This is a genomic window from Variovorax sp. Soil_C_26, assembly GCF_057657075.1.
Genome location: NZ_JBDGJC010000001.1, coordinates 469,991 through 495,078, shown reverse-complemented (window position 1 = coordinate 495,078; position 25,088 = coordinate 469,991). Strand labels below are relative to the sequence as shown.

Annotated in this window: 24 protein-coding genes; 11 read left to right on the top strand and 13 right to left on the bottom strand. The window is 68.1% G+C overall.

Annotated features, from left to right (window positions below; genetic code table 11):
* Positions 1-10 precede the first annotated feature (10 nt).
* The gene (locus AC3A6G_RS02300) at positions 11-1,294 is read left to right on the top strand and encodes a cation:proton antiporter (protein WP_487872950.1); all 1,284 of its coding nucleotides are present in this window, start codon (positions 11-13) and stop codon (positions 1,292-1,294) included.
* On the opposite strand, the gene AC3A6G_RS02295 is transcribed toward AC3A6G_RS02300, so the two are convergent.
* Positions 1,270-1,947 carry a winged helix-turn-helix domain-containing protein gene (locus AC3A6G_RS02295; RefSeq protein WP_487858619.1) on the bottom strand — a complete coding sequence of 226 codons (678 nt, stop codon included), beginning with the start codon at positions 1,945-1,947 and terminating at the stop codon, positions 1,270-1,272. The two genes, AC3A6G_RS02300 and AC3A6G_RS02295, sit on opposite strands and share 25 nt — an antisense overlap.
* 321 nt (positions 1,948-2,268) lie before the next feature.
* Here AC3A6G_RS02295 and AC3A6G_RS02290 point away from each other — a divergent pair, with 321 nt between their 5' ends.
* Genes AC3A6G_RS02290 through AC3A6G_RS02275 form a run of 4 tightly spaced genes read left to right on the top strand, consistent with a single transcriptional unit; the run spans position 2,269 to position 7,030 of the window.
* Positions 2,269-3,825 carry a glycosyltransferase gene (locus tag AC3A6G_RS02290; RefSeq protein WP_487872949.1) on the top strand — a complete coding sequence of 519 codons (1,557 nt, stop codon included), beginning with the start codon at positions 2,269-2,271 and terminating at the stop codon, positions 3,823-3,825.
* The gene (locus AC3A6G_RS02285; RefSeq protein WP_487858082.1) at positions 3,818-4,519 is read left to right on the top strand and encodes a hypothetical protein; all 702 of its coding nucleotides are present in this window, start codon (positions 3,818-3,820) and stop codon (positions 4,517-4,519) included. The genes AC3A6G_RS02290 and AC3A6G_RS02285 overlap by 8 nt, the downstream gene beginning before the upstream one ends.
* Positions 4,516-5,559 carry a glycosyltransferase family 2 protein gene (locus tag AC3A6G_RS02280; protein ID WP_487858081.1) on the top strand — a complete coding sequence of 348 codons (1,044 nt, stop codon included), beginning with the start codon at positions 4,516-4,518 and terminating at the stop codon, positions 5,557-5,559. Before AC3A6G_RS02285 ends, AC3A6G_RS02280 begins: the two co-directional genes overlap by 4 nt.
* Before the next feature lie 58 nt (positions 5,560-5,617).
* The gene (locus AC3A6G_RS02275; RefSeq protein ID WP_487872948.1) at positions 5,618-7,030 is read left to right on the top strand and encodes a polysaccharide pyruvyl transferase family protein; all 1,413 of its coding nucleotides are present in this window, start codon (positions 5,618-5,620) and stop codon (positions 7,028-7,030) included.
* Positions 7,031-7,079: 49 nt separating this feature from the next.
* Here the strand turns inward: AC3A6G_RS02275 and mog are convergent, their stop codons facing one another.
* Positions 7,080-7,670 (bottom strand): molybdopterin adenylyltransferase, encoded by a 591-nt coding sequence (mog, locus tag AC3A6G_RS02270; RefSeq protein WP_487872947.1) that lies wholly within the window; start codon positions 7,668-7,670, stop codon positions 7,080-7,082.
* A 121-nt stretch (positions 7,671-7,791) separates the two neighbouring features.
* Entirely contained in the window at positions 7,792-8,448 is a 657-nt protein-coding gene (gene yjgA, locus AC3A6G_RS02265; protein WP_487858078.1) for a ribosome biogenesis factor YjgA, read from the bottom strand.
* A 96-nt stretch (positions 8,449-8,544) separates the two neighbouring features.
* On the opposite strand from yjgA, the gene pmbA reads away from it, so the two are divergent.
* From pmbA to AC3A6G_RS02240, 5 genes are all read left to right on the top strand, one after another.
* Positions 8,545-9,915: a metalloprotease PmbA gene (gene pmbA, locus AC3A6G_RS02260; RefSeq protein ID WP_487872946.1), complete on the top strand. Its 1,371-nt coding sequence runs from the start codon at positions 8,545-8,547 to the stop codon at positions 9,913-9,915.
* A gap of 95 nt (positions 9,916-10,010) precedes the next feature.
* Entirely contained in the window at positions 10,011-10,835 is an 825-nt protein-coding gene (locus AC3A6G_RS02255) for an SDR family oxidoreductase (protein ID WP_487872945.1), read from the top strand.
* Positions 10,836-10,838: 3 nt separating this feature from the next.
* Complete coding sequence (locus AC3A6G_RS02250; RefSeq protein ID WP_487872944.1) at positions 10,839-12,167, top strand: flavin-containing monooxygenase; 1,329 nt, start codon at positions 10,839-10,841, stop codon at positions 12,165-12,167.
* A gap of 15 nt (positions 12,168-12,182) precedes the next feature.
* Positions 12,183-13,085, top strand: a complete 903-nt coding sequence (locus AC3A6G_RS02245; RefSeq protein ID WP_487872943.1) for a bile acid:sodium symporter family protein — start codon at positions 12,183-12,185, stop codon at positions 13,083-13,085.
* On the top strand, positions 13,082-14,086 hold the full coding sequence (locus AC3A6G_RS02240; RefSeq protein WP_487872942.1) for an SDR family oxidoreductase: 1,005 nt from the start codon (positions 13,082-13,084) through the stop codon (positions 14,084-14,086). Before AC3A6G_RS02245 ends, AC3A6G_RS02240 begins: the two co-directional genes overlap by 4 nt.
* Here AC3A6G_RS02240 and AC3A6G_RS02235 read toward each other — a convergent pair.
* Positions 14,073-14,978 carry a LysR family transcriptional regulator gene (locus tag AC3A6G_RS02235; protein ID WP_487858072.1) on the bottom strand — a complete coding sequence of 302 codons (906 nt, stop codon included), beginning with the start codon at positions 14,976-14,978 and terminating at the stop codon, positions 14,073-14,075. The two genes, AC3A6G_RS02240 and AC3A6G_RS02235, sit on opposite strands and share 14 nt — an antisense overlap.
* Before the next feature lie 101 nt (positions 14,979-15,079).
* Between AC3A6G_RS02235 and AC3A6G_RS02230 the strand changes: the two genes are divergently transcribed.
* The gene (locus AC3A6G_RS02230) at positions 15,080-15,838 is read left to right on the top strand and encodes a sulfite exporter TauE/SafE family protein (protein ID WP_487863949.1); all 759 of its coding nucleotides are present in this window, start codon (positions 15,080-15,082) and stop codon (positions 15,836-15,838) included.
* A 13-nt stretch (positions 15,839-15,851) separates the two neighbouring features.
* On the opposite strand, the gene AC3A6G_RS02225 is transcribed toward AC3A6G_RS02230, so the two are convergent.
* The 9 genes from AC3A6G_RS02225 to AC3A6G_RS02185 all read right to left on the bottom strand — a co-directional run bounded on the left by AC3A6G_RS02225 (position 15,852) and on the right by AC3A6G_RS02185 (position 25,031).
* A complete protein-coding gene (locus AC3A6G_RS02225) occupies positions 15,852-16,325 on the bottom strand; it encodes an NUDIX domain-containing protein (RefSeq protein WP_487863948.1) in 474 nt (157 codons plus the stop codon).
* A gap of 2 nt (positions 16,326-16,327) precedes the next feature.
* Positions 16,328-16,777, bottom strand: coding sequence for a GatB/YqeY domain-containing protein (locus AC3A6G_RS02220; RefSeq protein ID WP_487858069.1), 450 nt, complete (start codon positions 16,775-16,777; stop codon positions 16,328-16,330).
* A gap of 120 nt (positions 16,778-16,897) precedes the next feature.
* Positions 16,898-17,110: a 30S ribosomal protein S21 gene (rpsU, locus tag AC3A6G_RS02215; protein WP_068628364.1), complete on the bottom strand. Its 213-nt coding sequence runs from the start codon at positions 17,108-17,110 to the stop codon at positions 16,898-16,900.
* A 109-nt stretch (positions 17,111-17,219) separates the two neighbouring features.
* Complete coding sequence (locus AC3A6G_RS02210) at positions 17,220-18,455, bottom strand: BaiN/RdsA family NAD(P)/FAD-dependent oxidoreductase (RefSeq protein ID WP_487863947.1); 1,236 nt, start codon at positions 18,453-18,455, stop codon at positions 17,220-17,222.
* Between the two features lie 5 nt (positions 18,456-18,460).
* On the bottom strand, positions 18,461-19,246 hold the full coding sequence (locus AC3A6G_RS02205) for a YaeF family permuted papain-like enzyme (protein WP_487858618.1): 786 nt from the start codon (positions 19,244-19,246) through the stop codon (positions 18,461-18,463).
* Positions 19,243-20,367: a sterol desaturase family protein gene (locus AC3A6G_RS02200; protein WP_487863946.1), complete on the bottom strand. Its 1,125-nt coding sequence runs from the start codon at positions 20,365-20,367 to the stop codon at positions 19,243-19,245. Before AC3A6G_RS02200 ends, AC3A6G_RS02205 begins: the two co-directional genes overlap by 4 nt.
* A 100-nt stretch (positions 20,368-20,467) precedes the next feature.
* Positions 20,468-21,283 carry a uroporphyrinogen-III C-methyltransferase gene (gene cobA / locus AC3A6G_RS02195; RefSeq protein WP_487872941.1) on the bottom strand — a complete coding sequence of 272 codons (816 nt, stop codon included), beginning with the start codon at positions 21,281-21,283 and terminating at the stop codon, positions 20,468-20,470.
* On the bottom strand, positions 21,280-22,185 hold the full coding sequence (gene ybiB / locus AC3A6G_RS02190; protein ID WP_487872940.1) for a DNA-binding protein YbiB: 906 nt from the start codon (positions 22,183-22,185) through the stop codon (positions 21,280-21,282). The genes cobA and ybiB overlap by 4 nt, the downstream gene beginning before the upstream one ends.
* A gap of 47 nt (positions 22,186-22,232) precedes the next feature.
* Entirely contained in the window at positions 22,233-25,031 is a 2,799-nt protein-coding gene (locus AC3A6G_RS02185) for a nitrate reductase (RefSeq protein WP_487872939.1), read from the bottom strand.
* Between the last annotated feature and the right edge of the window lie 57 nt (positions 25,032-25,088).

Below are 25,088 nucleotides of genomic sequence, written 5' to 3'. Positions count from 1 at the left end.
CGCCCCTGCCATGTCCGCCACCTCCCCGCTGCTCCAACTGATCGTCATCCTGGGCACCGCGCGCGCTTGCGGCTGGGTGCTGCGCCACGTCGGCCAGCCCAGCGTGGTCGGCGAGATGGCGGCGGGGCTGATGCTCGGGCCCGCGGTCATGGGGGCGCTGTTTCCCGATCTGCACGCGCAGCTTTTCTCGAAGAGCCACCTCGATGGCCTCTCGTCGCTCTCGACCGTGGGCCTGGTGCTGTTCATGTTCGTGGTCGGTCTCGAGCTGCGTTCGACCGGCGGGGTGCGCGCGCAGCTCAAGGCCGCGGGCTATGTCGGGGCGCTCAGCGTCGCGGTGCCTATGGTGCTGGGCATTGCGATCGCGCCGGTATTGCATCCGGCGCTGGCACCGGTGGGCACGGGCTTCTGGCCGTTCGCGCTGTTCATGGCGGCGGCGCTGTCGATCACCGCCTTTCCGGTGATGGCGCGCATCCTCAAGGACCGCGGGCTCACGCGCACGCCATTCGGCCAGCTGTCGCTGGGCGCGGCGGCCGTGGTCGACGTGTTCGCGTGGATCCTGCTGGCGCTCGTGGTGGCCATGGCCGGCGCGGGCGAGGGCTACATCGGCCTCGTCAAGATCACGGCAGGCGTAGCCGTGCTGCTGGCGGTGCTGTTCCTCGGCATCAAGCCGGCCTACGCGTGGCTGCTGCGCAGGCGCGCGCCCGACGGCGAGCCCTCGATCACCGAGATGGCTTCGCTCATGATCGGCCTCTTGGCCTGCGCGCTCGCGACCGAATGGCTGCACCTGCATGCGGTGTTCGGCGCTTTCCTGTTCGGTGCCTGCCTGCCGCGCGACGACCGCCTGCTGCGCTCGCTCACCGAGCGCATCGAGCCGATCTCGATCGTGGTGCTGATGCCGCTGTTCTTCGCGCTCGCGGGGCTCGGCACCACGGCCGATGCGTTTTCGGGTGCGAGCGTCGGCGCCATGCTGCTGATCGTCGCGGTCGCCACCATCGGCAAGCTCGCGGGCGGTGCCATCGGCGCGCGCATGGCCGGCTATGGCTGGCGCGACAGCCTGGCCACCGGTTCGCTGATGAATGCGCGCGGGCTGATGGAGCTCATCGTGATGAAGATCGGGCTGGACGCCGGCCTGATCGGCCCCGAGCTCTTCACCATGCTGCTGGTGATGGCGCTCGCCACCACCGCGATGACGGGTCCGCTGATCAACCTGGTGATGGGTCGTGCGAAGCCGGCGGCCGCTGCGACGGCGGCTGCCGCTGCTGCTGCGGTTCAGGAGCGGTCTTCGAGCACGTAGCCCTGGCCGCGCACGGTGTGCAGCAGCTTGCGCGCGAACGGCTCGTCGACCTTGCTGCGCAGCCTGCGGATGGCGACCTCGATCGCGTTGGTGGTGTCGCTGTCGAGCTTGCCGTCCCAGACCTGCTCGGCCAGGTGTGCGCGTGACAGCACCTGCCCCCGGGCGCGCAGCAGCACCGCGAGCAGCGCGAATTCCTGGCCGGTCAGATCGATGCGCGCTCGGCTGCGTGTGCAGGTGCGGCTGGCTTCGTCAAGTTCCAGGTCCGCGAGTTGGAGCACCTCGGCCACCGGCATCTGCCCGCCGCGCTGAAGCAGCGCCTGCACGCAGGCGAGAAGTTCGGCATCGGCGAAGGGCTTCACGAGGTAGTCGTCGGCCCCGAATTGCAGGCCCAGGACGCGGTCTTGGACACGGTCGCGCTCTGTCAGCACCAGCACCGGCACGTTGCTGCGCTTGCGTATGGCGCGCAGCATCGAAACACCCTCCACTGCCAGCGGCGGCATGTCCAGCAGGATCAGCGCGTGGCGCCCACCAGTTGCGACGGCGCGGCCCTCGACGTCGTAGCGTGCCATCTCGACTGTGTGTCCGTTCTCTTCCAGCGCGTTCTTCAGCGATTTGCCACGTTGGGCGCCGCTCTCAATGACCATGATCCGCATCGAAAGATCGTAGCCCATGGCCGCGCAACGCGGACGGCGCATCGGGTGCGAAGAAGGACGGGATGCTTACGCGTCCAGCAGGGCGGCCGCGCTGCGTTCGCCTGCGGCTGAAGGCGCTGGGCGTATCGAGAGAAGCGCCGGCGAATGGCTGGCAGATTAAATAATATTCAATTCCATACCAAATTTGACAATTAATATGGTTTTGATTTGATGTATGAATAAGGTTATTTTACTTAAATCTTGGGTCATCTCTTTTCAATATTGCTATTTGTATTGGCATACACTGGCAAGCGACGGACGTCGAGGCGCACAAGGGAAGAAATGAAATCGAGTAATGAAATAATACCCATCAATTCGATACTTCATAAAAGACAAAAAAGCTCTCAGGGGGCTCAAGTTCGGGAGGCAGTTCTTCAGCGGGAAATTGCCTATCTGCTTCAGGAGCATGAAATCTTTCGTGCCCAGGTGGAAGCACTCGGTGACGCGGTCGAGGCGGAAAAAGCCAGGTATCGAAGTTTGCTGCACGAGGTTGCTTACCGCGAGCACGTCATCTCCGTCATCTATGCATCGCGATCCTGGCAAAGCACCCGGCTGTTGCGGCGTGTCGCGAACATTGTCAGAAAATGCATGGGCAAGCGCGTCGGCGATCCGCCAAGCTTCACACCGATCGGCCAAGCGTCGAGCGACATCCCGGCGCAGCTACTGACCCGCGATGCGAACTCACCACTGGCACGGTCAAGATCCAGGGTGCACCGAAGAATTCTGGTCGCCTCGGATTTTCTGCCGTTGCACGACCAGCAATCCGGCGGGCTCCGTCTGAAAACGTTGATTGGTCTGATGGGTGAGGCCGGCTGGTCGGTGACCTTCGCGTCGATGGCAGAGATTACCGATTTGCCGGGCATCCTTGGAACGCATGAGGGGCGCCAACGCTACGAAAATGTGCTCAGCGGCGTTGGCGTGGACAGGTTTCTTTACGGCGTCCAGGAGATCGATGCCTATCTGGCCGAGATGGGGCGTGATCTCGACTGGGCCTTTCTTTCCTTCCCGGCGACGGCCGAGCAACTGATGCCGCTGGTTCGCAGTCGCTGCCCATTGGCACGCATCGCTTACGACATGGTGGACTTCCACGGTCTTCGCATGGCACGCGAAGCGGCTCTGCTGGGCGACACCGACCTGCTCCGGCGGGCCGACCATCAGCGCGATATCGAACTGGCGTGCGCAAAGGCGGCTGACGTGACCTTGGCCATCAATGAAGAAGAGAAGGGCACGTTGCTCTCGATGGTGCCTCAGGCGGTTGTGGAGGTCATTCCCAACGTGTTCGAAATGCCTTCAGGCGCCGCGCCGCCCGTCGATGGGCGCGACGGCTTGCTGTTTGTTGGGGGCTTTTGGCACAAGCCCAATGGGGATGCGATCTGCTGGTTCGTCGAAAAGATATGGCCGTTGATTCGCCGCGAAAAGCCCGGCGCCGTTCTGCGCATCGTGGGAAGCAACCCGACCGATGAGGTGCTGGCGCTGGGGGCGCAACCGGGAATCGAGGTGCTCGGCTTCGTTCCCGACCTTGCCCCCCTCATCGACAGGAGTCGCGTCTCGGTTGCGCCGTTGCGGTATGGAGCGGGCTCGAAGGGGAAGGTCGGACAGGCTCTTGCACACGGGCTGCCTGTGGTCGCCACGCAGGTTGGTGCAGAAGGCATGTTCCTGCAGGACGGTGTTCACGCGCTCGTAGCTGACGACGAGCAGGCATTGGCGGCCCACGTGGTTCGGCTGCTCACGGACAACGCACTGTGGACCCGGCTCTCGATCAACGGACGCAGGCACATGCAGAGTTCATTCTCGACCGAGGTGGTGAAGAGACAATTGCTGGAGGCGCTCGATGGCTAAGGTTCTCGTGGCCGGTGTCTACATGGCGGCCAAGCCGAATTCCGCAGCGCACGTCATCCACGAACTGGCCGGCAGCACCGACCACCAAGTCTCCCAGCGGTGGATCGCGTTGGCACCGGGGGGAAAAGGCAGCTTCGACCTGCCGTGCACGTGGAAGGTAGTGACAGAAGTCACCCCGAAGTTTTCACTTCTGGATGAGCTGACCGAAGACGCGGTCGACTTTGATTGGGTGCTGCTTTGCGATGATGACATCGAGCTCGGCCCTGGCTTCCTGGACTCGCTGATCCATCTGTCGGACAAGCACGATTTTGCGGTCTCCCAGCCAGCCAGGACCTCTGACAGCTTCATCGATCACCCCATTGTCCAGGTGATTCCCGGCATTGCCGCGAGACAGACCCGCTTCGTCGAGATCGGTCCCGTGGTTTGTCTTCGCAAGGACGCATGCCAATTGCTCCTTCCGTTCGGTACGGAGGCTGGAATGGGTTGGGGGCTTGACTTCGTCTGGCCCGTCGAGCTGGAAAAGCATGGCTTGCGCATGGGCATCGTGGACGCGGCGCCGGTTGCGCATCGGCTCCGGGCGCAAGCCGTTTCCTACAACTGCTTGGCAGCGCACCTGAGCATGGCGGATCTGCTGGCGCGGAACGTTCACCTTGCGAGGGACGATGCCTTCACCGTGATTGAAGCCTATCCATGACAGTCGAAATCAGTGCACTCCTGACAACCCGCAACCGGGCGCACCTGCTGCCGATGGTCCTGGCGGCCCTGGAGCGCCAGACGATCGACTCGCATCGCTTCGAGGTGATTGCCATTGATGACGGCTCGACCGATGCGACGCCTGCCGTATTGGCCTCATGGAACGACCGACTGCCGATGCGCATCGTGCGACTCAATCACGCCGGGCTCTCGGCAGCCAAAAATCTTGGCGTGTTCATGGCGCGGGCCCCCGTGGTGGTTTTTCTGGATGACGACGATGTTGCCGATCCGGAGCTTCTGGCCGCGCACCTGTCTGCGCACATCGCGAACCCGGACCGCGCCATCGCCATACTGGGCAAGACGCAATTGGCGCCGGAAGTGGCGAGCTCACCGCTGATGCACTACGTGACCGAGGTGGGTTGTCAGCTGTTCAGCTATGGGTGGATGAAGCCAGGGCAGTTGCTAAGCCACAGGGAGTTCTGGGGAGGACGCAGTTCGTGCAAGCGCGAGTTGCTGGTCAGGAACGGTGTGTTCCGGCCCGAATTCCGCTTCGGCTGCGAAGACATCGAACTTGGATGGCGGCTGGCCGGGCAGGGGCTGCGCGTGATCTATGAGCCCCGAGCGCTGACGACAATGATTCGTGCGATCGATTTCGACCAGTTCTGCGAACGCTCGTACCGCCAGGGGCTGTCGCAGCGTGTGTTTGCCAGCTTTCACGATGACCCTGCTGTGCGCGCCTACTGCGAGATCGATGTGGCATTGAAAGCGTGGGGTAATGAGCGTACCAGGTACACCGCGCATCTGCGCTGGACACGCCAACTCGAGCATCTGATGGCAACGCGCACAGAGGGTGGAATGCCGACCCAGCCAGTGCTGAGAGAAACGCTGGACCGCGCCTACGGGGAGGCATTCTTCCTGTCCCGTGCCAAGGGCATTGCCGACATGGAGCGGCGAATGCGCTATCGCCAGCCGGCTCGACCGTCGACGGGCCGTCGGTCACTGTTCGAGTTCGGGCTATCGAACGAATCGGCGCCGGCTTGAGCTGCTCGCTCCTGGTTGCGGTGGTTCGTCCCCTGCCGAGGCATCCTGGATCTATTTCTTGAAGAATCTCCGAGAAACTTCCCAGGCCTTGGCAACGCTTCGCCGCGATGTCCAGGCGTACCTCGAACAGTTCCGCGGAAAGCGCGTGCTGTTCTTGCCGAACCCCGGGAACGGCGGGGACTCTCTGATATCTGCAGCAACGATGCAGGCTTTCGCGCGTGCGGGCGTCGATTGCACGGTCATCGAGGTCGACGCTGAGGTGCAGGGCGAGATTGTCTTCCTGGGCGGGGGCGGCAACCTCATCCCTTTGTATGGCGATATTCGAACGGCCTTCCAGCGATTTCTCGGGCGGGCTCGGAAGATCGTGCTGTTGCCGCACACCGTTCGGGGCAACGAGGAACTGCTCCGTGAGTTGGACGGCAACTGCATCTTGTTCGTTCGCGACCGGGAGAGCCTCCTGCACGTACAGCGGGTCAACTCCGCCGTCGATGTCCGCCTTGCGCATGACATGGCGTTCCACCTGGATGCGAAGGCCTTCCTCGAGGACCAGTCCCTCATCAGCCCCGGTTCGGCGCTGTTGCAAACCAAACTCGCAAGCGTTGGGCACTCCTTGGACGCCCTGCATGCATGGCCGAGCGTCGATATGTTGCGATTGGATCAGGAGTCCACCTCCGACGCCCCGGAGTCCGATGTCGACATCTCTGACCTGTTCATGCTGGGGGTCGGGCCGCATGAGGGTCCGCTGGCCGCCTGGTGCTTTCTAAGGTCGATCGCCGGCGCGCGCCATATCAATACCGATCGTCTTCATGTCGGGATCGGCAGTGCGCTGCTCGGGGTGCCATGCACTCTGCGCGACAACTCCTATGGCAAGAACGCCGCGGTGTTTCGGCAAAGTCTGCAGGGCTTTTCGAACCTCCGGTTCATCGCGCGGCGACCGGAAAAAGCATCGCATGCGCGGTCACTCGCGCGGGCCGATGAGCTGGCTGCGCAACTCGAGGCGAGGCAAGGTGAGCTCTCTCGCATGGCGGCGGCGCTCTCTGATGCGTATCTTGACAACAAGCGATTTCGTGCCGAGCTCGCAGAATGCGGGTGCCGAAGCAAAACGGCACGCGCAGCGCTCCTTGCCGCGGAGCGGAACATCGCCGCACTCGAACTGGAGCGCGAGCTGTCGCGACAGGTACACGCGGAGCTCCTTGCCCGATGCGAGACCTTGGTCTCTGCCATCGCCACCTTGCGCGCCCTGGTCGCGCGCAGCGATTCTGTGCAGGCTGAAGCCGCCCGACTCAGGGAGATGCACGGAAGGCTCGCTTTGGACCATGCCCGTCAGGACGAAGCGCTCAGCGCCGCAGTCAATGAGCTGGCCTCGCTGCGATCGAACCTGTTGGCGCAGGAAGAGCGCATCAGGGAACAGCTGGCGTCATGGTCGTGGTGGGTCACCCAGCCGCTGCGTTGGATTCGCCGCAAGCCATGAGCGCCGAGTGCAACAGCGAACGCCTCCGTCGGTGCCGACCCACTGGGTGTCAGCGCCCCGGCCGGACCGCCGACTTCGGCCGGAAGGCCTTGCAGACCGCGTCGTCGGTCTCGAGGTAGGGCCCGCCGATCAGGTCGATGCAGTAGGGCACGGCCGCGAAGATGCCGGGCACGGCCTGCGTGCCGTCGGGGTTCTTCAGCCCCTCGAGCGTCTCGGCGATCGATTTCGGCTGGCCGGGCAGGTTGATGATCAGGCTCTTGTCGCGGATCACCGCCACCTGGCGCGAGAGGATCGCGGTCGGCACGAAGCGCAGGCTGATTTGGCGCATCTGCTCGCCGAAGCCCGGCATTTCCTTGTGCGCGACGGCGAGCGTGGCCTCGGGCGTCACGTCGCGCGGCGCGGGGCCGGTGCCGCCGGTGGTGAGCACCAGCGCGCAGCCGGCATCGACCAGTTCGACCAGCGTGGCGCTGATGAGCGCCGCCTCGTCGGGGATCAGCCGGGCCTCGAAGGTGACGGGGTTCTTCAGCGCCCGGCCGAGCCAGTCCTTCAGCGCGGGCAGCCCCTTGTCTTCGTAGGTGCCGCTCGAGGCGCGGTCGCTGACCGAGACGATGCCGATGCGAACGGGGTCGAGTGCGTTCATGGTTTTGCTCCTTCCCCTTCCGGGGGAAGGTTGGGATGGGGACGCGCAGAGCGCCCGGTGCATGCGCCGCGTGCCCCCACCCCGGCCCTCCCCCGGAAGGGGAGGGAGAAAAACAATGCGTTCATGCGTCTTCCTCTCGGTCTTGCGCGGCCGCTGCCGCGGCGTGGTCGTCGCCGCCATGCACCGCGAGCTGCGCGCGCACCAGCTGGAAGATCTCGCGGTAGGCCTTGCCCTGGCGCGGCGCTTCGCCGGGCGGGCCGGCCTTCAGGTCTTTGCGCGCCTGGCGCACCAGCGCACGCAGCTGTTGCGAATCGGTCGCCGGGTGGGTCTCGATCCAGCCGCCCAGCGCGTCGTCGTCGGCAATGAGCCGATCGCGCCAGCGCTCGGCCTCGTGCAGCGCGGCGGCCTCGGCCGCGGGCACGCTGTTCTGCTCCTGCAAGGCCGAGCGGACCGCCTCGAGCACCTCGGGTTCGAGGCCGCGCATCAGCTTGCCGATGAACTGCATCTGCCGCCGCTTGCCTTCGAAGTTGGTGATGCGCTTGGCATCGGCGATCGCGTCGACCAGCTTGTCGCCCAGCGGCAGCGCGTCGAACAGCCCGGCGCGCAGGCCGAGCAGCTCTTCGCCGAGCTTCTGGAGTTCGGCGCTTTCGCGCTTGAGATCGGTTCGGCTCGCCTCGTCGGTGCCCTTGAGCTCGCGCTTGAGCTCCAGGTCGAGTTCGCTGCCCTCGGCGACGAACTGGCCGCGGACGAAATAGCCTTTTTTGGGTTTGCGGGACATGGGGTGGATTCTGGGCCGCGCCGGGCGGCGCTGCAACGCGCCTTGCAAAGGCGAGGGAAACGGAGGAATGGGGTGCGCAAGTATCATAGCCATCACATGACGACATCTTCTTCGCGCGCCGATTCCGGCTTCGCCTACAGCCGCTCCTTCTTCGAAAACCTGGTCGACACGGCCCTGGCGCACGCCAGGAAGCTCGGTGCGACCGACGCCGGCGCCGAGGCGTCCGAAGGCTGCGGCCTCAGCGTCTCGGTCCGCAAGGGCGAACTCGAGAACGTCGAGCGCAACCGCGACAAGTCGCTCGGCATCACGGTCTACGTGGGGCATCGCCGCGGCAATGCCAGCACGTCCGACTTCTCCGAGGCGGCCATCGCCCAGACCGTGCAGGCGGCCTACGACATCGCACGCTTCACGGCCGAAGACCCGGTCAGCGGCCTTCCCGACGAGGACGACATCGCCAAGGTGCATCCCGAACTCGACCTGTTCCATCCGTGGGAAGTGACCAGCGAGGAGGCCGCGCGGCTGGCGCTCGAATGCGAGGAGGCCGCGCTGTCGACCGACAGGCGCATCACCAACAGCGAGGGCGCGGGCGTCTCGGCGCAGCAGAGCCATTTCTTCAGTGCGCACACCCATGGCTTTCGCGGCGGCTATGCGAGCTCGCGGCATTCGATCTCGGTAGCGCCGATCGCGGGCAAGGGCGACGGCATGCAGCGCGACGCCTGGTACAGCTCGATGCGCTCGGCCGCGGAGCTCGCGAGCCCGCAGTCGGTGGGCCGCTATGCCGCCGAGCGGGCGCTGAGCCGCCTGAAGGCGCGCAAGATCAAGACCGTCGAATGCCCGGTGCTGTTTGAGTCGCCGCTCGCCGTGGGGCTGCTGGGCGGCCTGGTGCAGGCCGTCAGCGGCGGCGCGCTGTACCGCAAGAGCAGCTTCCTGCTCGATTCGCTCGGCAAGCCGGTGCTGCCCAAGCACGTGGACATTGCCGAAGACCCGCACATCCTGCGCGGCAAGGGCAGCTCGCCGTTCGACGACGAAGGCGTGGTGACGCGCGCGCGCAAGGTGGTCGACGCGGGCCGGCTCGAAGGCTATTTCCTCTCGACCTACTCGGCGCGCAAGCTCGGCATGAAGACCACCGGCAATGCCGGCGGCTCGCACAACCTGACGCTCAGCTCGCGCCTCACGCGGGCCGGCGACGACCTCGACGCCATGCTCGCCAAGCTCGGCACGGGCCTGTTCGTGATCGAGCTCATGGGCCAGGGCGTGAACTACGTGACCGGCGACTACTCGCGCGGCGCGAGCGGCTTCTGGGTCGAGAAGGGCCGCATCGCCTTTCCGGTCCAGGAGATCACGATCGCCGGCAACCTGCGTGAGATGCTGATGGGCATCGAGGCCATCGGGGCCGACGCCTACACCTTCGGCGCCAAGACCACGGGCTCGATCCTAGTCAACCGCATGAAGGTGGCCGGCAGCTGACTGAGACGCTGCGAGCGCAAGGGGAAACGCGGGGGAGCGAATGCTTGCGCCCCGGCTAAAGTGGGCCGGTTTTTCCGACCGGAGCCACTGCCTCGATGTCCCTGCCGTTTCGCAATGTGGTCCTCACCGGCGCCTGTGGGGGACTCGGCCAGGCACTGGCCCGTGAACTGATCGGCGGTGGCGCGCGGGTGGCGCTGGTCGGCCTCGATGCCGCAAGGCTCGATGCACTCGTGGCGCTGGCGCCCGAGCGCTGCGTGGCTTACAGGCCCGACGTGTCGGACGCGCCCGCGATGCAGGCGATGGCGGCCGACTGGATGGCTCGCAGCGGCGTGCCCGATCTTGTGATCGCCAATGCCGGCGTCGCGGGCGGCTTCGACACCGCCGAGGCCGCGGACATCGCCGTGCTGCGCCGCATGCTCGAGATCAACCTGCTCGGCGCCGCCATCACCTTTCATCCTTTCGTGGCCGCCCTGCGTGCGCAGCGGCGCGGCGCGCTGGTCGGCGTTGCCAGCATCGCGGGCTGGCGCGGCATGCCCGGCAACGGCGCCTATTGCGCGAGCAAGGCGGGCCTGATCCGCTACCTCGAAAGCCTGCGCGCCGAACTGCGCGGCACCGGCGTCAGGGTGCACACCGTGAGCCCCGGCTACATCCGCACGGCGCTCATCGCGGGCAATCGCTTCGCGATGCCGGGCCTGCTCGAGGCCGACGTCGCCGCGCAGCAGTTGCTTGCGGGCGTGCGCGCGGGGCGCGAACGCATCGTGCTGCCAAGGCGCATCGGCTGGCTCTCGTCGCTGCTGAACCTGCTGCCCGACAGGCTGCAAGACCGGGTGCTGCTCGCGCAGCCGCGCAAGCCGCGTGTCGGCGAATCCGGCGCCACCGCCATTCCGGGCCTGAGCGAGCCGAAACCACCCGCCAACTAGCCGATGCCCGACGACATCCCCACCCACGAGAAAATCGCGCTGATCGGCGCCGGCCCGTCGGGCCTGGCGGCGGCGCGCAACCTGCAGAAGCACGGTGTACCGTTCCAGGGCTTCGAGGCGCACACCGACGTGGGCGGCCTCTGGGACATCGACAACCCGCGCTCCACCGTCTACGAATCGGCGCACCTGATCTCGAGCAAGACGACCACCGAGTTCGCGGAGTTTCCGATGGCCGAGACGGTGGCCGACTATCCGAGCCACCGTGAGCTGCGCCGCTACTTCAGCGACTTCGCCGACCATTTCGGCCTGCGGCCGCACTTCCGCTTCGGCACGCGCGTGGTCCGGGTCGCGCCGGTGAGCGACGCGCCCGACACGCGCTGGCGCGTGAGCGTCGATGCCGGCGACGGACGCAGCGAGACCGCCGAATACAGGGGCGTGGTCATTGCCAACGGCACGCTCGCCGAGCCCAGGCGGCCGCAGTTCGAGGGCCGCTTCGACGGGGAGCTGCTGCACACCAGCGACTACAAGCACCCGCGCATCTTCCAGGCCAAGCGCGTGCTGATCGTCGGCGCGGGCAACTCGGGCTGCGACATCGCGGTCGATGCGGTGCACCATGCCGCGAGCGTCGACATCTCGGTGCGGCGCGGCTACTACTTCGTGCCCAAGTACGTGTTCGGAAAGCCCGCCGACACGCTCGGCGGCAAGCGCCCGCTGCCGCCATGGCTCAAGCAGAAGATCGATGCGACCGTGCTCAAGTGGTTCACGGGCGACCCGGTGCGCTTCGGCTTCCCCAAGCCCGACTACAAGATGTACGAGTCGCACCCGATCGTGAACTCGCTGATCCTCTACCACGCGGGCCACGGCGACATCGGTGTGCGGGCCGACGTGGCGCGGCTCGACGGACGCACCGTGCATTTCAAGGATGGCAGCGCGCGCGACTACGACCTGGTGCTGGCCGCCACCGGCTATGCGCTGCACTACCCGTTCATCGACCGCGAACTGCTCGACTGGCAGGGCATGGCGCCGCGGCTCCACCTGAACATCTTCTCGCCGCGCTTCGAGACCCTCGCGGTGCTCGGCATGATCGAGGCGAGCGGCATCGGCTGGCAGGGGCGCTACGAGCAGGCCGAACTGGTGGCGCGCTACCTTCGCGCCGCCGCCATGGGCGCGCCTTCGGCCGCGGCGCTGCGACGGGCGGTGCAGGGCCCGCTGCCTGACCTGTCGGGCGGTTTCAAGTACCTGCAGCTCGAGCGCATGGCGTATTACGTGCACAAGGACACCTACCGCGCAGCGGTGCGCAGCGCGTCTGCGGCGCTGGCCGATCCATCCTGAGCGAGAACGCCCCCTATGCTCCCCGTCGACGAAATCAGGCTCAACTTCAATCCCGCGTCGCTGGTGGCGCTCAACGTGGTGCTGGGCTTCCTGATGTTCGGCATTGCGCTGGACACGCGCATCGACGACTTCCGCCGCGTGGCGCGCATGCCGGGCGCCATGGCGGTGGGCATCGGGGCGCAGTTCATCGTGTTGCCGGCCGTGACCTTCGCGCTCACGCTCTCCCTGAACCCGGGGCCGAGCGTCGCGCTCGGCATGATCCTGGTGGCCTGCTGTCCGCCGGGCAACATCTCGCAGATCCTCACCCACCGCGCGGGCGGCAACGTGGCGCTGTCGGTGTCGATGACGGCCATCTCCAATGCGCTCTCCATCGTGCTGATGCCGCTGAACTTCGCGTTCTGGGGCGGGCTGCATCCGACCGCGTCGGCGCTGCTCAAGTCGATTGCGCTCGATCCGCTCGACATGCTGGGCCATATCGTGATGATCATCGGCATCCCGTTCGTGCTGGGGGTTGCCTGCGCGCACCGGCTGCCGCGGCTCACCGCGCGCATCAAGAAGCCCGCGCGCATCCTGAGCTTCGCGGCGCTGGTGGCGTTCATCATCGGCGCGATCGCGGGCAACTGGCGCTACTTCCTCGACTATGTGGGCCTGGTGCTCGTGGCCGTGGTGATCCACGATGCGCTCGCCTTCGGCACCGGCTATCTCTGTGCGCGCCTCTCGGGCCTGGCCGACTACGACCGCCGCGCCGTGGCCATCGAGGTGGGCATTCGCAACGCGGGGCTCGGGCTGGTGCTGATCTTCAGCTTCTTCGGCGGCCTCGGCGGCATGGCCGTGGTAGCCGGCGTGTGGGGCTTCTGGGACATCATCGCGGGCCTGGCGCTCGCGAGCTGGTGGGGGCGCAGGCCCGCGCGGCCATGAGCGCGGCAAGCAACGTGAGTGGCGTGACGGCGCGGCGCGTGCTCGTCACGGGCGCCGACGGGTTCCTGGGGCGCGGTGTCGTGTCCGCGCTGTCGGCGCAGGCGCTCGACGAAATCGTGGCGCTCGACGTGCGCGACGTGCCTCGTGAACGGCGGCTGCCTGGTGTGGTCTATCGCCGGCAGGACGTGCGCGAGAGCGGCATCGCCGAGACCATCGCAGAGTACGCCATCGACACCGTGGTGCACCTGGCATCGATCGTCACGCCTGGCCGGGGCTCGAACCGCGCCTTCGAACATTCGGTGGACGTGGGCGGCACGCGCAACGTGCTCGAGGCCTGCATGGCCGCGGGCGTTCGGCACCTCGTGGTGTCGTCGAGCGGTGCTGCCTACGGCTACCACGCCGACAACCCGGCGTGGATCACCGAGGAGCAGCCGCTGCGTGGCAACGTGGTCTTCGCCTATGCCGACCACAAGCGGCAGGTCGAGGAGATGCTCGCCGAACATCGCGCGCGGCATCCCGCGCTGGCGCAGACGGTGCTGCGCATCGGCACCATCCTCGGCGAAGGCGTCGACAACCAGATCACCGCCCTGTTCGAGAAGAAGCGGCTCATCGCCATCCGCGGCAGCGCAAGCCCGTTCGTCTTCGTGTGGGACGAGGACGTGACCGGCGCTATCGCGCACGCACTGGCTGGCGCGCCGCCCGGCTGCTACAACCTCGCCGGCGACGGCGCGCTCACCCTCCACGAGATCGCGGCGCGCCTGGGCAAGAAGACCGTCGACTGGCCCGCAGGCGTGCTCAAGGCGGCGCTGGCGGTCGGCTCCGCGCTCGGCGTGAGCCGCTACGGGCCGGAGCAGCTCGACTTTCTGCGCTACCGCCCCGTGCTGCTGAACACCGCATTGAAAGCGCGCTTCGGCTACCTGCCGCGCAAGACCAGCAGCGAAGCCTTCGATGCGTTCGTCGCGGCACGCGCGCGGAAGGGGCGGCCGGTCACCTTGCGCTAGCCTCCGGCGCCGGTGCCACCAGGTGCTCGAGCATGCGCCGCGCATTGAGCGGCAGTTCATGCGACGAGCGCACGCACGCCATCAGCGTGCGCTCGGCCCACGGATCGCCGAGTGCGGCCAGCGCGATCTTCATCGAGCGGGCGCAGCGCTCGGCTGCGGTCTGCGGCACGATGCCCACGCCGATGCCATGCGACACCATCCGGCACACCGCCTCGAAGTTGCCCACGCGCACGCGGTAGGCGAGATGGCGGCCGAGCGCACGCGCGTGTTGCGTCAGCAGCTGCTGCAGCGCGCTGTCGGCAGGCAGGCCGACAAATTCGCTGTCGACCGCTTCGGCCAGCATCACGCGGCGGCGCCGGGCCAGTGCATGGCCGCGCGGCAGCACCAGCACGAGGTCGTCGCGGCGGAACGGATGGCATTCGAGGCCCTCGGTGTCGACGGCGTCCGAGACGATGCCGATATCGCAGCGCCCGCCGCGCAGCGCGTCGGCGGTCTCGGGGCTCGGGCGCTCCTCGAGGTCGACCGAAATGCGCGGATGCTGGATGAGAAAGCGGCTCAGCACCTCCGGCAGGTGCTCGGTCAGCGCCGAGGTGCCGCACATGAAGCGCACGTGCCCCTTGAGGCCCTGGCCGTACTCGCCGAGTTCGCCGCGCAGCCGCTCCATCTGCTGCAGCACGACGCGCGCATGGTGCGCGAGCGTGCGGCCGGCCTCGGTGGGGCGCACACCCTGCGCATGGCGCGTGAGCAGCGGGCTGCCGAGCGCGTCTTCCATGCCGCGCACGCGCTGGCTGGCCGAGGCGAGCGTCATGTGCGAGCGCGCCGCGCCGGCCGTGAGGCTGCCGGCCTCCACCACATGGAGAAAGAGCCGCAGGTCGGTGAGATCGAATCGCATGGTGGGGTGCAAGGTAGCACGGGCGCCTCAGTTTCTGCCTGAGGCCGGCTGCGCGAGCGCCGCATTCCCATGGGCCGTGCGCGCCGGCAGACTTCACCGCCATGACGACGATCCCGAATGAACTGGCAGGCCATGGGTGGGCGGCCGCCGCGGTCTTTTTGCTGGCCGGCGTGGTCAAGGGCGTGATCGGGCTCGGCCTGCCGACGGTGTCGATGGCGCTGCTTGCGCTCTGGATGCCGCCGGTGCGCGCGGCGGCGCTGCTGATCGCGCCGTCGTTGGTCACCAATCTCTGGCAGCTCGGTCCGCGCACCACCTTCTGGCCGGTGCTGCGCCGCATCGGCGGCCTGCAGGCGGGCATCGTGGCGGGCAGCCTGGGCGGCGCGCTGTGGCTCGGCGTGCCCGCGGGCACCTGGGCCTCGGTGGCGCTCGGGGTGGCACTGGTCGCGTATGGCCTGTGGGGGCTGGCGGGCCGGCAGCTGCAGGTGCCGGCGGCGCACGAGCGCTGGCTCGCGCCCGTCGTAGGGGCGGCGACGGGGCTGGTGACGGCGGCGACCGGCGTGTTCGTGGTGCCGGCCGTGCCCTACCTGCAGGCGCTGGGCCTGCAGCGCGACGCGCTGATCCAGGCGATGGGCATCTCGTTCACCACCTCGACCGTGGTGCTCGCGATCGGGCTCGCGGGCAACGGGGGCTATCCGGTGGCGGCGGCGGGCGGCTCGCTCGCGATGCTGGTGCCGGCCCTGGGCGGCATGGCGCTCGGCACCTGGTTGCGCAAGCGCCTGCCGGTGGTGGTGTTCCGGCGCTGCTTCCTTGGCGGGCTGGCGCTGCTGGGCCTCTACATGGTGGTTCGCGCGCTGGCCTGACGCGCGGCATGCGTCAGGCGGTGGTCAGGGCCGCGCGGACGCGCTCGATGGTCTGGCGGTAGGGTGGCGTGAAGTGGCCGATGTCGTCGCCGGCCGCCAGCCAGCTGAACGAGAAGACGAGGCCGTCTTCCTCGGGACTGCCCATCGCCACATGGTCGAAGGTTTCGGGCAGCGGGCCGTCGGCGCGCATCAGGAACAGGTGCCAGAGCTGCGCGTGGCGCAGCGTGTTTCCCTCGATGCCGGCCTCGCAGTCGCGCTGCAGCGTGCCGAGCGGCTCCAGGGCGCCGAGATGGTCGATGCCCGATTCCTCGAGCAGTTCGCGCCGCGCGGCAATCTCGGGCGATTCGCCGGGCTCGATGGTGCCCTTGGGCAGCTGCATGTTGCCGTCGCCGGGGTGGCGGAACACCAGCAGCCGCCCACCGGCGTCCACCAGGCAGGCGCAGGCCTTCAGCACGACCTTGTCCGAGTCGGCGCAGCTGCCGTGCATGCTCAGGCGCCCGCGAGGGCGGCCTTGACCGCCGCGCTCACCTGGCCCATGTCGGCCTTGCCGGCGAGGCGGGTCTTGACCGCGCCCATCACCTTGCCCATGTCGCCCGGGCCCTTGGCGCCCAGCTCGGCCACGATGGCCTTCACTTCGGCGGCCACTTCGTCGGCGCTCATGCGTTGCGGCAGGTAGACCTCGAGCACCTTGATCTCGGCGGCTTCCTTGTCGGCCAGGTCGGTGCGTCCGCCGGTGGTGAACGCGGCGATCGAGTCCTTGCGCTGCTTGACCATCTTGTCGACGATGGCGACGACCATGGCGTCGTCGAGCTCGACGCGCTCGTCGACTTCCTTCTGCTTCAGCGCCGACAGCAGCAGGCGGATGGTGCCGAGGCGCTCCGAATCCTTGGCGCGCATCGCGGTCTTCATGTCTTCGGTGATCTGTTCCTTGAGCGTCATGCGAGAGATCCTTTGGCAAAAAAACAAAAGCCGCGGCAGGTTTCCCTGGCGCGGCTGCGGCAACTGTGCGTTGGCGGTGACGGTGTCGCTGGCCAACGGTCCGGGTTGCCCCGGCGTTGCTTAGAACAGCTTCTTGGGCAGCTGCATGCTGCGCACGCGCTTGTAGTGGCGCTTGACTGCCGCTGCCTTCTTGCGCTTGCGCTCGGCCGTCGGCTTCTCGTAGAACTCGCGGGCACGCAGGTCGGTCAGCAGGCCGAGCTTTTCGATGGTGCGCTTGAAGCGGCGCAGGGCGACGTCGAAAGGCTCGTTTTCTTTAACGCGGATGGTGGTCATTGATGAATCGTTGAACTGAATTTGGCCTGGGGAGATCGAGGCCCCGGGCCGGGGTTCCTCAACTGAAAGTATGTGCGGCCGTTGAGGGAAGGCCAAAGTTAGCCCGCGATTATAACGCGGTTGCGCACGCATGTGCACTCGCCCAGGCCCACTGGAAGTTGTACCCGCCCAACCAGCCCGTCACATCGACCACTTCGCCGATGAAATAGAGCCCGGGCTGCTTCGATTCCATGGTCTGGGACGAGAGATCCCGGGTGTCGACCCCGCCGGCCGTGACCTCGGCCTTCTTGTAGCCCTCGGTGCCGCTCGGAACGATCTGCCAGCGCGCGATGCGCTCGGCCAGCGTGGCCAGCGCCTTGTCGGCGGCTTCGTTGACTGGGCGCTGCAGGGCAGGGTCCTGGCCGACCCAGGCGTCTGCCAGCCGCGATGGCACCAGCGCGGCCAGTTCGTTGGCGATGCGCTTCTTCGAGGACCGGCGCTTGGCCTCGCCCAGCGCCTCGGCCACGTCCACGCCGGGCGCGAAATCGAGCGTGAGCGGCGCGCCCGGCTTCCAGTAGCTCGAGATCTGCAGCACCGCCGGGCCCGACAGGCCGCGGTGCGTGAACAGCAGGTCTTCGAGGAAGGCGATCTTTTCCTTCTTCGTCCCGGTTTCGATGCGCACCGGCAGCGCCAGCCCCGCCAGTTCGGCATAAGGCGCCCAGGCGTCGCCGCCGAAGGTCAGCGGCACCAGCGCCGGGCGCGGGGTGACCACGCGCAGCCCGAACTGTGCCGCCAGCCGGTAGCCGAAGTCGCTCGCGCCGATCTGCGGAATCGACAAGCCGCCGGTGGCGACCACCAGCCGGGGCGTCTCGATCGGCCCCTTGCTGCTATCGATCCGGTAGCAGCCCGGCGCGGCGGGGTCGTCGCTGGCGGGCGTGAACCCGATGTTCCCGAGCTTGCACGGCTGCCAGCGCGTGACCTGGCCCGCATCGCACTCGGCCAGCAGCATGTCGACGATCTGCTGCGACGAGCCGTCGCAGAACAGCTGCCCCTTGTGCTTCTCGTGGAAGGCGATGCCGTGCTTCTGCACCAGCTCGATGAACTGCTGCGGTGCATAGCGCGACAGTGCCGAGCGGCAGAAATTGGGGTTCTCGCCGATGAAGTGGCGCTGCGGCGCACGCACGTCGAGGTCGCGGTTGGTGAAGTTGGCGCGGCCGCCGCCCGAGATGCGGATCTTCTCGCCGACCTTCTCGCTGTGGTCCACCAGCAGCACCTTCAGCCCGCGCTGGCCCGCCACGCCGGCGCAGAAGAGGCCGGCCGCACCGGCGCCGACCACCACGACATCGAATCGGGAAGGCGTGCTCAAACCGGTCAGGGCCCGTCGGCCGCCAGCAGCGGCGGCGGGTTGTACTTGAGGTGGCCCACGTAGCGCAGCGGCTGCGTGGCCGCGATGGAGGGCACGTCGCCCTCGCGCATGTGCAGCAGGTCGGCGGGGCTGACCCAGCGCGGATCGGCCTCGGTGACCGGCACGCCGGCCTGCCGATAGGCCTCGAGCACGAACTGCGAGCAGAAGAACTGGTCGTCGCGGCTCGCGCCCAGCTGGACCATCGCCATGCCGCTGATGCAGTAGTGGCTGACGGCGGACGGGATCAGCGGCAGTTCGCAGAGCCTCCGGTTCAGCACGAAAGGCGCGTTCAGCAGCACGCCGGCGGTGTTGTAGCGCGTGCCCACCTGCGCATTGGCCCAGGTGCGGATCTTCTCGACGTCGGCCGCCTGCAGCCCCGGCACGCGGAACGCGACGACCATCTGTTCCTCGTCGATCACGTCGGCGAGCCGGCGCGCGCGCACGCCGCTGCCGACCGCCTCGGCAATCAGCCCGTCGCCGAGGTACAGCACCGCATGGCTCACGGGCGAGAAGGTGCCGAGCCGGATGCCGAACGAGTTGACCGTGGCGATGGAGGTCAGCAGGATGTCGCCGGCCTGCAATGCATCGGCCGCGACGAGTTCACCGCCGTTGCCCGGCGCGATGACCGAGCTCTGCACGCGCAGGCGCAGGCCGGCGTCCTTCGACGGCAGCTCGATGCGGCTGGCGCAGGCCGACAGCAGCAGCATCGCGGCGGCAGCACCGGCGGCCGCGAGAAAGGCGCGCCGCATCATCCCTTCCACGTGAACGGGAACTTCAGCTGCCTGAAGAAGCCGTTGGGCACGTAGTCGCCGAGCACGCCGTACTTCTCGGGCCAGAGCTTGGTGCTCTTGACCGCGGTGCCGAACAGGTGGTCGAGGAAGGCGTAGTGCGCCGCGTAGTTCTTGTCGAGCGCTTCCACGTCCTGGCTGTGGTGCCAATGGTGGAAGTTGGGCGTGACGATCACATAGCGCAGAGGGCCGAGCCGCACGCTCACGTTGCAGTGGTTGAACACCGCCTGGAAGCCCACCACCACGATGTAGGCGTCGATCACTTCCTTCGAGAAGCCGAGCACGTAGATCGGCGCGAGCACCAGCGTGCGCGTGATCAGCAGCTCCAGGATGTGCTGGCGCGAGCCCGCCATCCAGTCCATGCTCTTGACGCTGTGGTGCACCGCATGCAGGCGCCAGAGCACCGGCACCTCGTGGTAGGCCCGGTGCGTCCAGTACTGCACCAGGTCGGCCACCAGGACGATCAGCAGCAGCCCGGCCCAGAACGGCAGGCCGCCGACCCAGCCGCGGATGCCGTCGTAGGCGGCCCAGCCGAAGAACTTGTGCACCATCAGGTTGGTGGCCAGCAGCACGAAGCCCACGATCATGTGGTTGACCACGAAATGGTGGAAGTCGGTCTGCCATTCGGCGCGGAACACCGGCTGGTCCTTGCGCAGCGCGAACAGCTTCTCGATGAAGATGAAGATCAGCGCCGAACCCAGCAGGTCGAGGATGAACCAGTCGAGCCCGATGTACGGCGTGTTGTCCGCGAAGTCGTTCACCGGCACCTTGTGGCCGCCCAGCAGCGCCGCCGCGACCACCAGCAGGAAGGCCGCCGACGAGAGCCAGCGCGAACGGTTGAAGATGATGTTGACGAGCGCCAGCCCGCCCGACACGACGAGGGCCACGAGCAGCACGATGCGCATCAGGTCCACGTCGTAGCTCTTGCGCAGCTCGGGCGTCGTGAGGTACTGCGGAAAGTGGAAGGCCAGCACGCCGAGAAAGCAGAGGATGCCGAGCGCGAGCGCAATGGTGCCCGTGACGAGACCGCGGCCGGGGCGCAGTTCGCCGTGGCTTTCGGTGAATTCGTTGAGTCTTTCGAGCATTTCCGCCTCAGTCGTGCTGTGTTTTTGTGGAGCGCGATTCTAGGCGGGCGTAGGAAAAATCTCACGCGCCCGGAGCGCGGGCGCGATGCGCAGCGCGGTTTCAGGTGCCGAAGCGGCCCGCGTCGGTACCCGCGGGCAGCACGGCGGCCGCCAGCCCCTGCAACACGTGGCCGACCACGATGACCGCCGGACTCGCGAGTCCGGCTTCGGCGATGCCGGCCTGCAGCCGGCCCAGCGTGGTGACGGTGTGGCGCTGCTGCGGCAGGCTCGCATGCTGCACCACCGCCACCGGCGTGTCGGCCGGCAGCCCGTGCAGCAGCTCGCGTTCGATGTGGGCCGCGCCCGCCACGCCCATGTAGATCACGAGCGTGAGCCGGGCGCTGTGCGCCGTGGCGGCGAGTGCGCGCCAGTCGGTGGCGTCCTCGTGCGCGCTGGCGCCGGTCTTGGCATGGCCGGTGACGAACACCACGCCCTGCGCATGGTCGCGGTGCGTCAGCGGCACGCCGAGCGAGGTCACGGCGGCCAGGCCCGCGGTGACACCGTTCACCACCGTGCATTCGATGCCCGCCGCGCGCAGGTGCTCGACCTCCTCGCCGCCGCGCCCGAAGATGAACGGGTCGCCACCCTTGAGGCGGACGACCGTCTCGCCCTCCTGTACCGCGGTGACCATCAGGCGTTCGATGAAGGCCTGCGGCGTGCTCTTGCAGCCGCCGCGCTTGCCGACGTGCACGATGCGTGCGCCGGGCCGCGCATAGGCGGCGAGGATGCCCTCGTTCACGAGGTCGTCCACCAGCAGCACGGTCGCGGCCTGGATCGCCTTGATGGCCTTGAGCGTCAGCAGCTCGGGGTCGCCGGGACCGGCGCCCACCAGCGTGCAGCTTCCGGGGGCAGAGGAGGAACGGGAGGTGGTGGTCATGCGTGGGATGCCAGTTGGATGATGTGTCCGACCTGCGCGGCGATCGCGTCCGGCACGGGAAGTTCGCCCTGGAGGACCCGGCGCGTGTAGTCGGCCGTGGTCGCGACGTCGATTTCCTTCGGCAGGCCCGGCACCTCGCTCGCGGTGCCGCTGGCCTGCGCCTGCATTTCGCTGCGCACGCCGCGCACGAAGCCGTCGATCTGCGCCGTGCGCCGCGGGTCGGACACCACTTCGCCCTCGAGCCCGCGCGAGAGCAGGGCGGTGGTCCCCATCAGCTCGAAGGTCTCGCCCATGGTGCGCGCATATTCGGGATGGGTGTAGCTCGCCACGACCACGGCCGGGCCGGTGGTCGGCTGCATCAGCTTGACCACGCTGTGGCCCGGGTTGCGCAGGCCCACGACGCGGCGCACGTCGAGCAGCCGCTTGAGCGCGGGATTGAGCAGTTCGGTCGGTGCGAAGGCCACCTCGCCCGAAGGGATCGCGCGGACCGCCGGGAGCTCCGGCACGCCGAGCGCCTGCAGCACGTTCGACGCCAGCACGCGCGTGGTTTCGCTGGCGCTGCCGTGCACCAGCACCGGGAGGCCTTCGCGCGCGAGCAGAAAGGCCAGCAGCGGCGTGAGCACCGGCAGCTTGCGCGCGCCGTTGTAGCTGGGCAGCACGACGAGCGGCCGCTCGCCGGCGGGCACATGCGCAAGCCGCGCGTGGGTGGCGTCGAGGAAACCGGCCATCTCCTCGGGCGTCTCGCCCTTGATGCGCATGGCCAGGCAGAAGCCGCCGATTTCGAGGTCGGTGACCGCGCCGTCCAGCACCTGGCCGAACAAGTCCGCGGCCTGCTCGCGCGAGAGCGGCCTGGCGCCGCGCGCGCCGCGGCCGATTTCCTTGATGTAGTGACTGATTCCCATGGGTGCGCCGATTGTCCTGCAATGCTTATGCCGGAATGCGGGTCGGCTTATGCCCCCGCGACCAGGTCGGCCGTGGACGTGGCGCGCACCATGCGCTGGAGCTCCGGGATGCACGAGCCGCAGTTTGTGCCGCATTTCAGTGCGCCTTGCAGCGCGACGAGCCGCTCGCCGGGCGTGCCGCTGCAGCGGCCCAGTTCGGCCTGGATCGCCAGGTCGGTCACGTTGAAGCAGGTGCAGACGGGCTTGCCGCGCGACTGCAACGCCACCGGCGCGCGCGCGCCCGGCGACAGCAGCAGCCGGCCGTAGCTCTGCGCCGGCATCTCCTCGCGCAGCAGCGTGCCGATCCAGGCCTCGGCGCTGGTGTCGCCGCCGAGCAAGAAGGCCTCGAGCCCGGCGTTGCCGTCGGCGCGCCGCACCAGCCGTGCCACGCGGCGCTGGCCGCGGCGCCGGTCGGCGTAGCGCAGCACGTCGCCGTCGCCCAGGCCAAGCAGGCCTTCGAGGCGATCGATCAGCGCGTCTTCCGGCGCGTCGTGGGCGGCCGCGCGAAACAGCACGCCGCTGCGTTCCTCGCCGGCGGCGCTGCCCGCGAACGGCACGCAGGCCGCGAACGGGAACAGCGCCATCAGCGGCTTGAGCGCCGTGTGCGCGGCGAGCGCCGCATCGGGTGGCAGCCAGGCCATGGCGAGCAGCGCCCAGGGCAGCTCGGCCTTCAAGATCTTCACCGGCGTGTGCTTGAGTTCCGGCTGCTTCGAGGTCGGGCAGAAGGCCGGGCTCGTCAGCGCGTTGATGCCGGCGAGCCGCGTGCCCGTCGACGAACAGCCGCTCAGGTATTCCTCGCCCCAGTGCATGCCGACGAAGGCCTGGCTCAGGCCGATCTCCGCGCTGGCGCGCGCGGGCAGCAGGATCGAGCCGCGCTTCGAGGTCAGGTGCACGAGGTCGCCGTCGCGAATGAGCCGGCGTGCCATGTCCTGCGCGTTCATCTGCACCACGGGCTCGGCCACGTGGCCGAACAGCCGCCCGACCGTGCCGGTGCGGCTCATGCCGTGCCACTGGTCGCGCAGGCGCCCGGTGTTGAGCGAGAACGGGTAGCGCGCCTCGCGCGCCTCGGCCACGGGCTTGTAGACGGTGTCGACGAAGCGCGCGCGGCCGTCGGGCGTGGGGAACACGCCGTCCTCGTAGAGACGCGCGCGGCCCGTGGCCTCGCCTTCCTTCAGCGGCCACTGCTGCGGGCCCGCGGTGTCGAGCATCGCGTAGCTCAGGCCGGTGATGTCGAGGTCGCGCCCGCGCGTCGATTCGCGGTGCTCGTTCCAGACCTGTTCGGCCGTGCCGTACGCAAACAGCGTGGGCTCGGTGCGGCCCAGGCGTGCTTCGAGCCGCCGCGCGAAGTCGACCGCGATCGACCAGTCGTGGCGTGCCTCGCCGGGCGCCGGCACCGCGGGGCGCACGCGCGAGATGCGGCGCTCGCTGTTGGTCACGGTGCCTTCCTTCTCGCCCCAGGTGGTCGCAGGCAGCAGCAGGTCGGCGAAGGCGCAGGTGGCGGTGGTCGAGAAGGCTTCCTGCACCACCACGAACTCCGCGCGCTCGAGTGCGCGGCGCACGGTCGCCTGGTCGGGCATCGACTGCGCGGGGTTGGTGCAGGCGATCCAAAGCGCGCGGATCTCGCCGTCGGCCGCGGCCTGGAACATCTCGACCGCAGTCTTGCCGGGCTTCTCGGGCACCGACGGCACTTGCCACAGCGCCGCCACCTCGGCGCGGTGCGCGGGATCGGCCAGATCGCGGTGCGCGCTCAGCAGGTTGGCGAGCCCGCCCACTTCGCGCCCGCCCATCGCGTTGGGTTGCCCGGTGAGCGAGAACGGGCCGGCGCCGGGCTTGCCGATCTGGCCGGTCGCAAGATGCAGGTTGATCAGCGCCGCGTTCTTCGCGGTGCCGCTCGACGACTGGTTGAGGCCCTGGCAATAGAGGCTCAAGGTGGCGGGCGAGGTCGCGAAGAGTCGCGCCGCCGCGAGCAGGTCGTCCTTCGTGATGCCGCAGACCTGCGCGACCTTGTCGGGCGTGCATTCGCGCACCGTGGCCTTCAGCGCGTCGAAGTCATTCGTGTGCGCGGCAATGTAGGCGGCATCGGTCCAGCCCTCCCACAGCATCAGGTGCAGCATGCCGTTGAACAGCATCACGTCGGTGCCGGGCTGCAGCGGCAGGAACAGGTCGGCGATCTCCACCGTGTCGGTGCGGCGCGGATCGGCCACGATGATCTTCAGCGCCGGATTCGCGGCCTTCGCGTCCTCGATGCGGCGGAACAGCACCGGATGCGCCCAGGCCGCATTGCTGCCCACGATGAAGAGGCACTGCGCATGCTTCAGGTCGTCGTAGCAGGCGGGCGGCGCGTCGGCACCCAGCGTCTGCTTGTAGCCGGCCACCGCGCTGCTCATGCACAGGCGCGAATTGGTGTCGATGTTGTTGGTGCCGACGAGGCCCTTGGCGAGCTTGTTGAAGACGTAGTAGTCCTCGGTGAGCAGCTGGCCCGAGACGTAGAAGCCGACCGCATCGGGGCCATGGTCGCGGACGATCTGCGCGAACCTGTCGGCCGCGCCGTCGAGCGCGATGTCCCAGCCCACCGGCGCCGGATCGCCCCCGCGCGCCGCGCGCTGCATCGGCTGCAGAAGCCGGGTCTGGCGCGTGACCGCGGCGCTGGCGGTGAGGTGCAGCGTCGAGCCCTTGGTGCACAGGCGGCCGAAGTTGGCCGGGTGGTCGGGGTCGCCCCGCACGCCGGTGATCTGCGCGCCATCGGATTCGATGACGACGCCGCAGCCCACGCCGCAATAGGGGCAGGTGGATCGTGTCTCCCGCATCACTCCCTCTCCCTCTGGGAGAGGGAGGGGGTGAGGGCCGGCGGCGCCGACGGTGTG

Excerpts from the sequence above, each read along its gene's own strand:
- AC3A6G_RS02300 (WP_487872950.1), top strand. The coding sequence starts at position 11 with ATGTCCGCCACCTCCCCGCTGCTCCAACTGATCGTCATCCTGGGCACC.
- AC3A6G_RS02295 (WP_487858619.1), bottom strand. The coding sequence starts at position 1,947 with ATGCGGATCATGGTCATTGAGAGCGGCGCCCAACGTGGCAAATCGCTG.
- AC3A6G_RS02290 (WP_487872949.1), top strand. The coding sequence starts at position 2,269 with ATGAAATCGAGTAATGAAATAATACCCATCAATTCGATACTTCATAAA.
- AC3A6G_RS02285 (WP_487858082.1), top strand. The coding sequence starts at position 3,818 with ATGGCTAAGGTTCTCGTGGCCGGTGTCTACATGGCGGCCAAGCCGAAT.
- AC3A6G_RS02280 (WP_487858081.1), top strand. The coding sequence starts at position 4,516 with ATGACAGTCGAAATCAGTGCACTCCTGACAACCCGCAACCGGGCGCAC.
- mog (WP_487872947.1), bottom strand. The coding sequence starts at position 7,670 with ATGAACGCACTCGACCCCGTTCGCATCGGCATCGTCTCGGTCAGCGAC.
- yjgA (WP_487858078.1), bottom strand. The coding sequence starts at position 8,448 with ATGTCCCGCAAACCCAAAAAAGGCTATTTCGTCCGCGGCCAGTTCGTC.
- pmbA (WP_487872946.1), top strand. The coding sequence starts at position 8,545 with ATGACGACATCTTCTTCGCGCGCCGATTCCGGCTTCGCCTACAGCCGC.
- AC3A6G_RS02255 (WP_487872945.1), top strand. The coding sequence starts at position 10,011 with ATGTCCCTGCCGTTTCGCAATGTGGTCCTCACCGGCGCCTGTGGGGGA.
- AC3A6G_RS02250 (WP_487872944.1), top strand. The coding sequence starts at position 10,839 with ATGCCCGACGACATCCCCACCCACGAGAAAATCGCGCTGATCGGCGCC.
- AC3A6G_RS02245 (WP_487872943.1), top strand. The coding sequence starts at position 12,183 with ATGCTCCCCGTCGACGAAATCAGGCTCAACTTCAATCCCGCGTCGCTG.
- AC3A6G_RS02240 (WP_487872942.1), top strand. The coding sequence starts at position 13,082 with ATGAGCGCGGCAAGCAACGTGAGTGGCGTGACGGCGCGGCGCGTGCTC.
- AC3A6G_RS02235 (WP_487858072.1), bottom strand. The coding sequence starts at position 14,978 with ATGCGATTCGATCTCACCGACCTGCGGCTCTTTCTCCATGTGGTGGAG.
- AC3A6G_RS02230 (WP_487863949.1), top strand. The coding sequence starts at position 15,080 with ATGACGACGATCCCGAATGAACTGGCAGGCCATGGGTGGGCGGCCGCC.
- AC3A6G_RS02225 (WP_487863948.1), bottom strand. The coding sequence starts at position 16,325 with ATGCACGGCAGCTGCGCCGACTCGGACAAGGTCGTGCTGAAGGCCTGC.
- AC3A6G_RS02220 (WP_487858069.1), bottom strand. The coding sequence starts at position 16,777 with ATGACGCTCAAGGAACAGATCACCGAAGACATGAAGACCGCGATGCGC.
- rpsU (WP_068628364.1), bottom strand. The coding sequence starts at position 17,110 with ATGACCACCATCCGCGTTAAAGAAAACGAGCCTTTCGACGTCGCCCTG.
- AC3A6G_RS02205 (WP_487858618.1), bottom strand. The coding sequence starts at position 19,246 with ATGATGCGGCGCGCCTTTCTCGCGGCCGCCGGTGCTGCCGCCGCGATG.
- AC3A6G_RS02200 (WP_487863946.1), bottom strand. The coding sequence starts at position 20,367 with ATGCTCGAAAGACTCAACGAATTCACCGAAAGCCACGGCGAACTGCGC.
- cobA (WP_487872941.1), bottom strand. The coding sequence starts at position 21,283 with ATGACCACCACCTCCCGTTCCTCCTCTGCCCCCGGAAGCTGCACGCTG.
- ybiB (WP_487872940.1), bottom strand. The coding sequence starts at position 22,185 with ATGGGAATCAGTCACTACATCAAGGAAATCGGCCGCGGCGCGCGCGGC.
- AC3A6G_RS02185 (WP_487872939.1), bottom strand. The coding sequence starts at position 25,031 with ATGCGGGAGACACGATCCACCTGCCCCTATTGCGGCGTGGGCTGCGGC.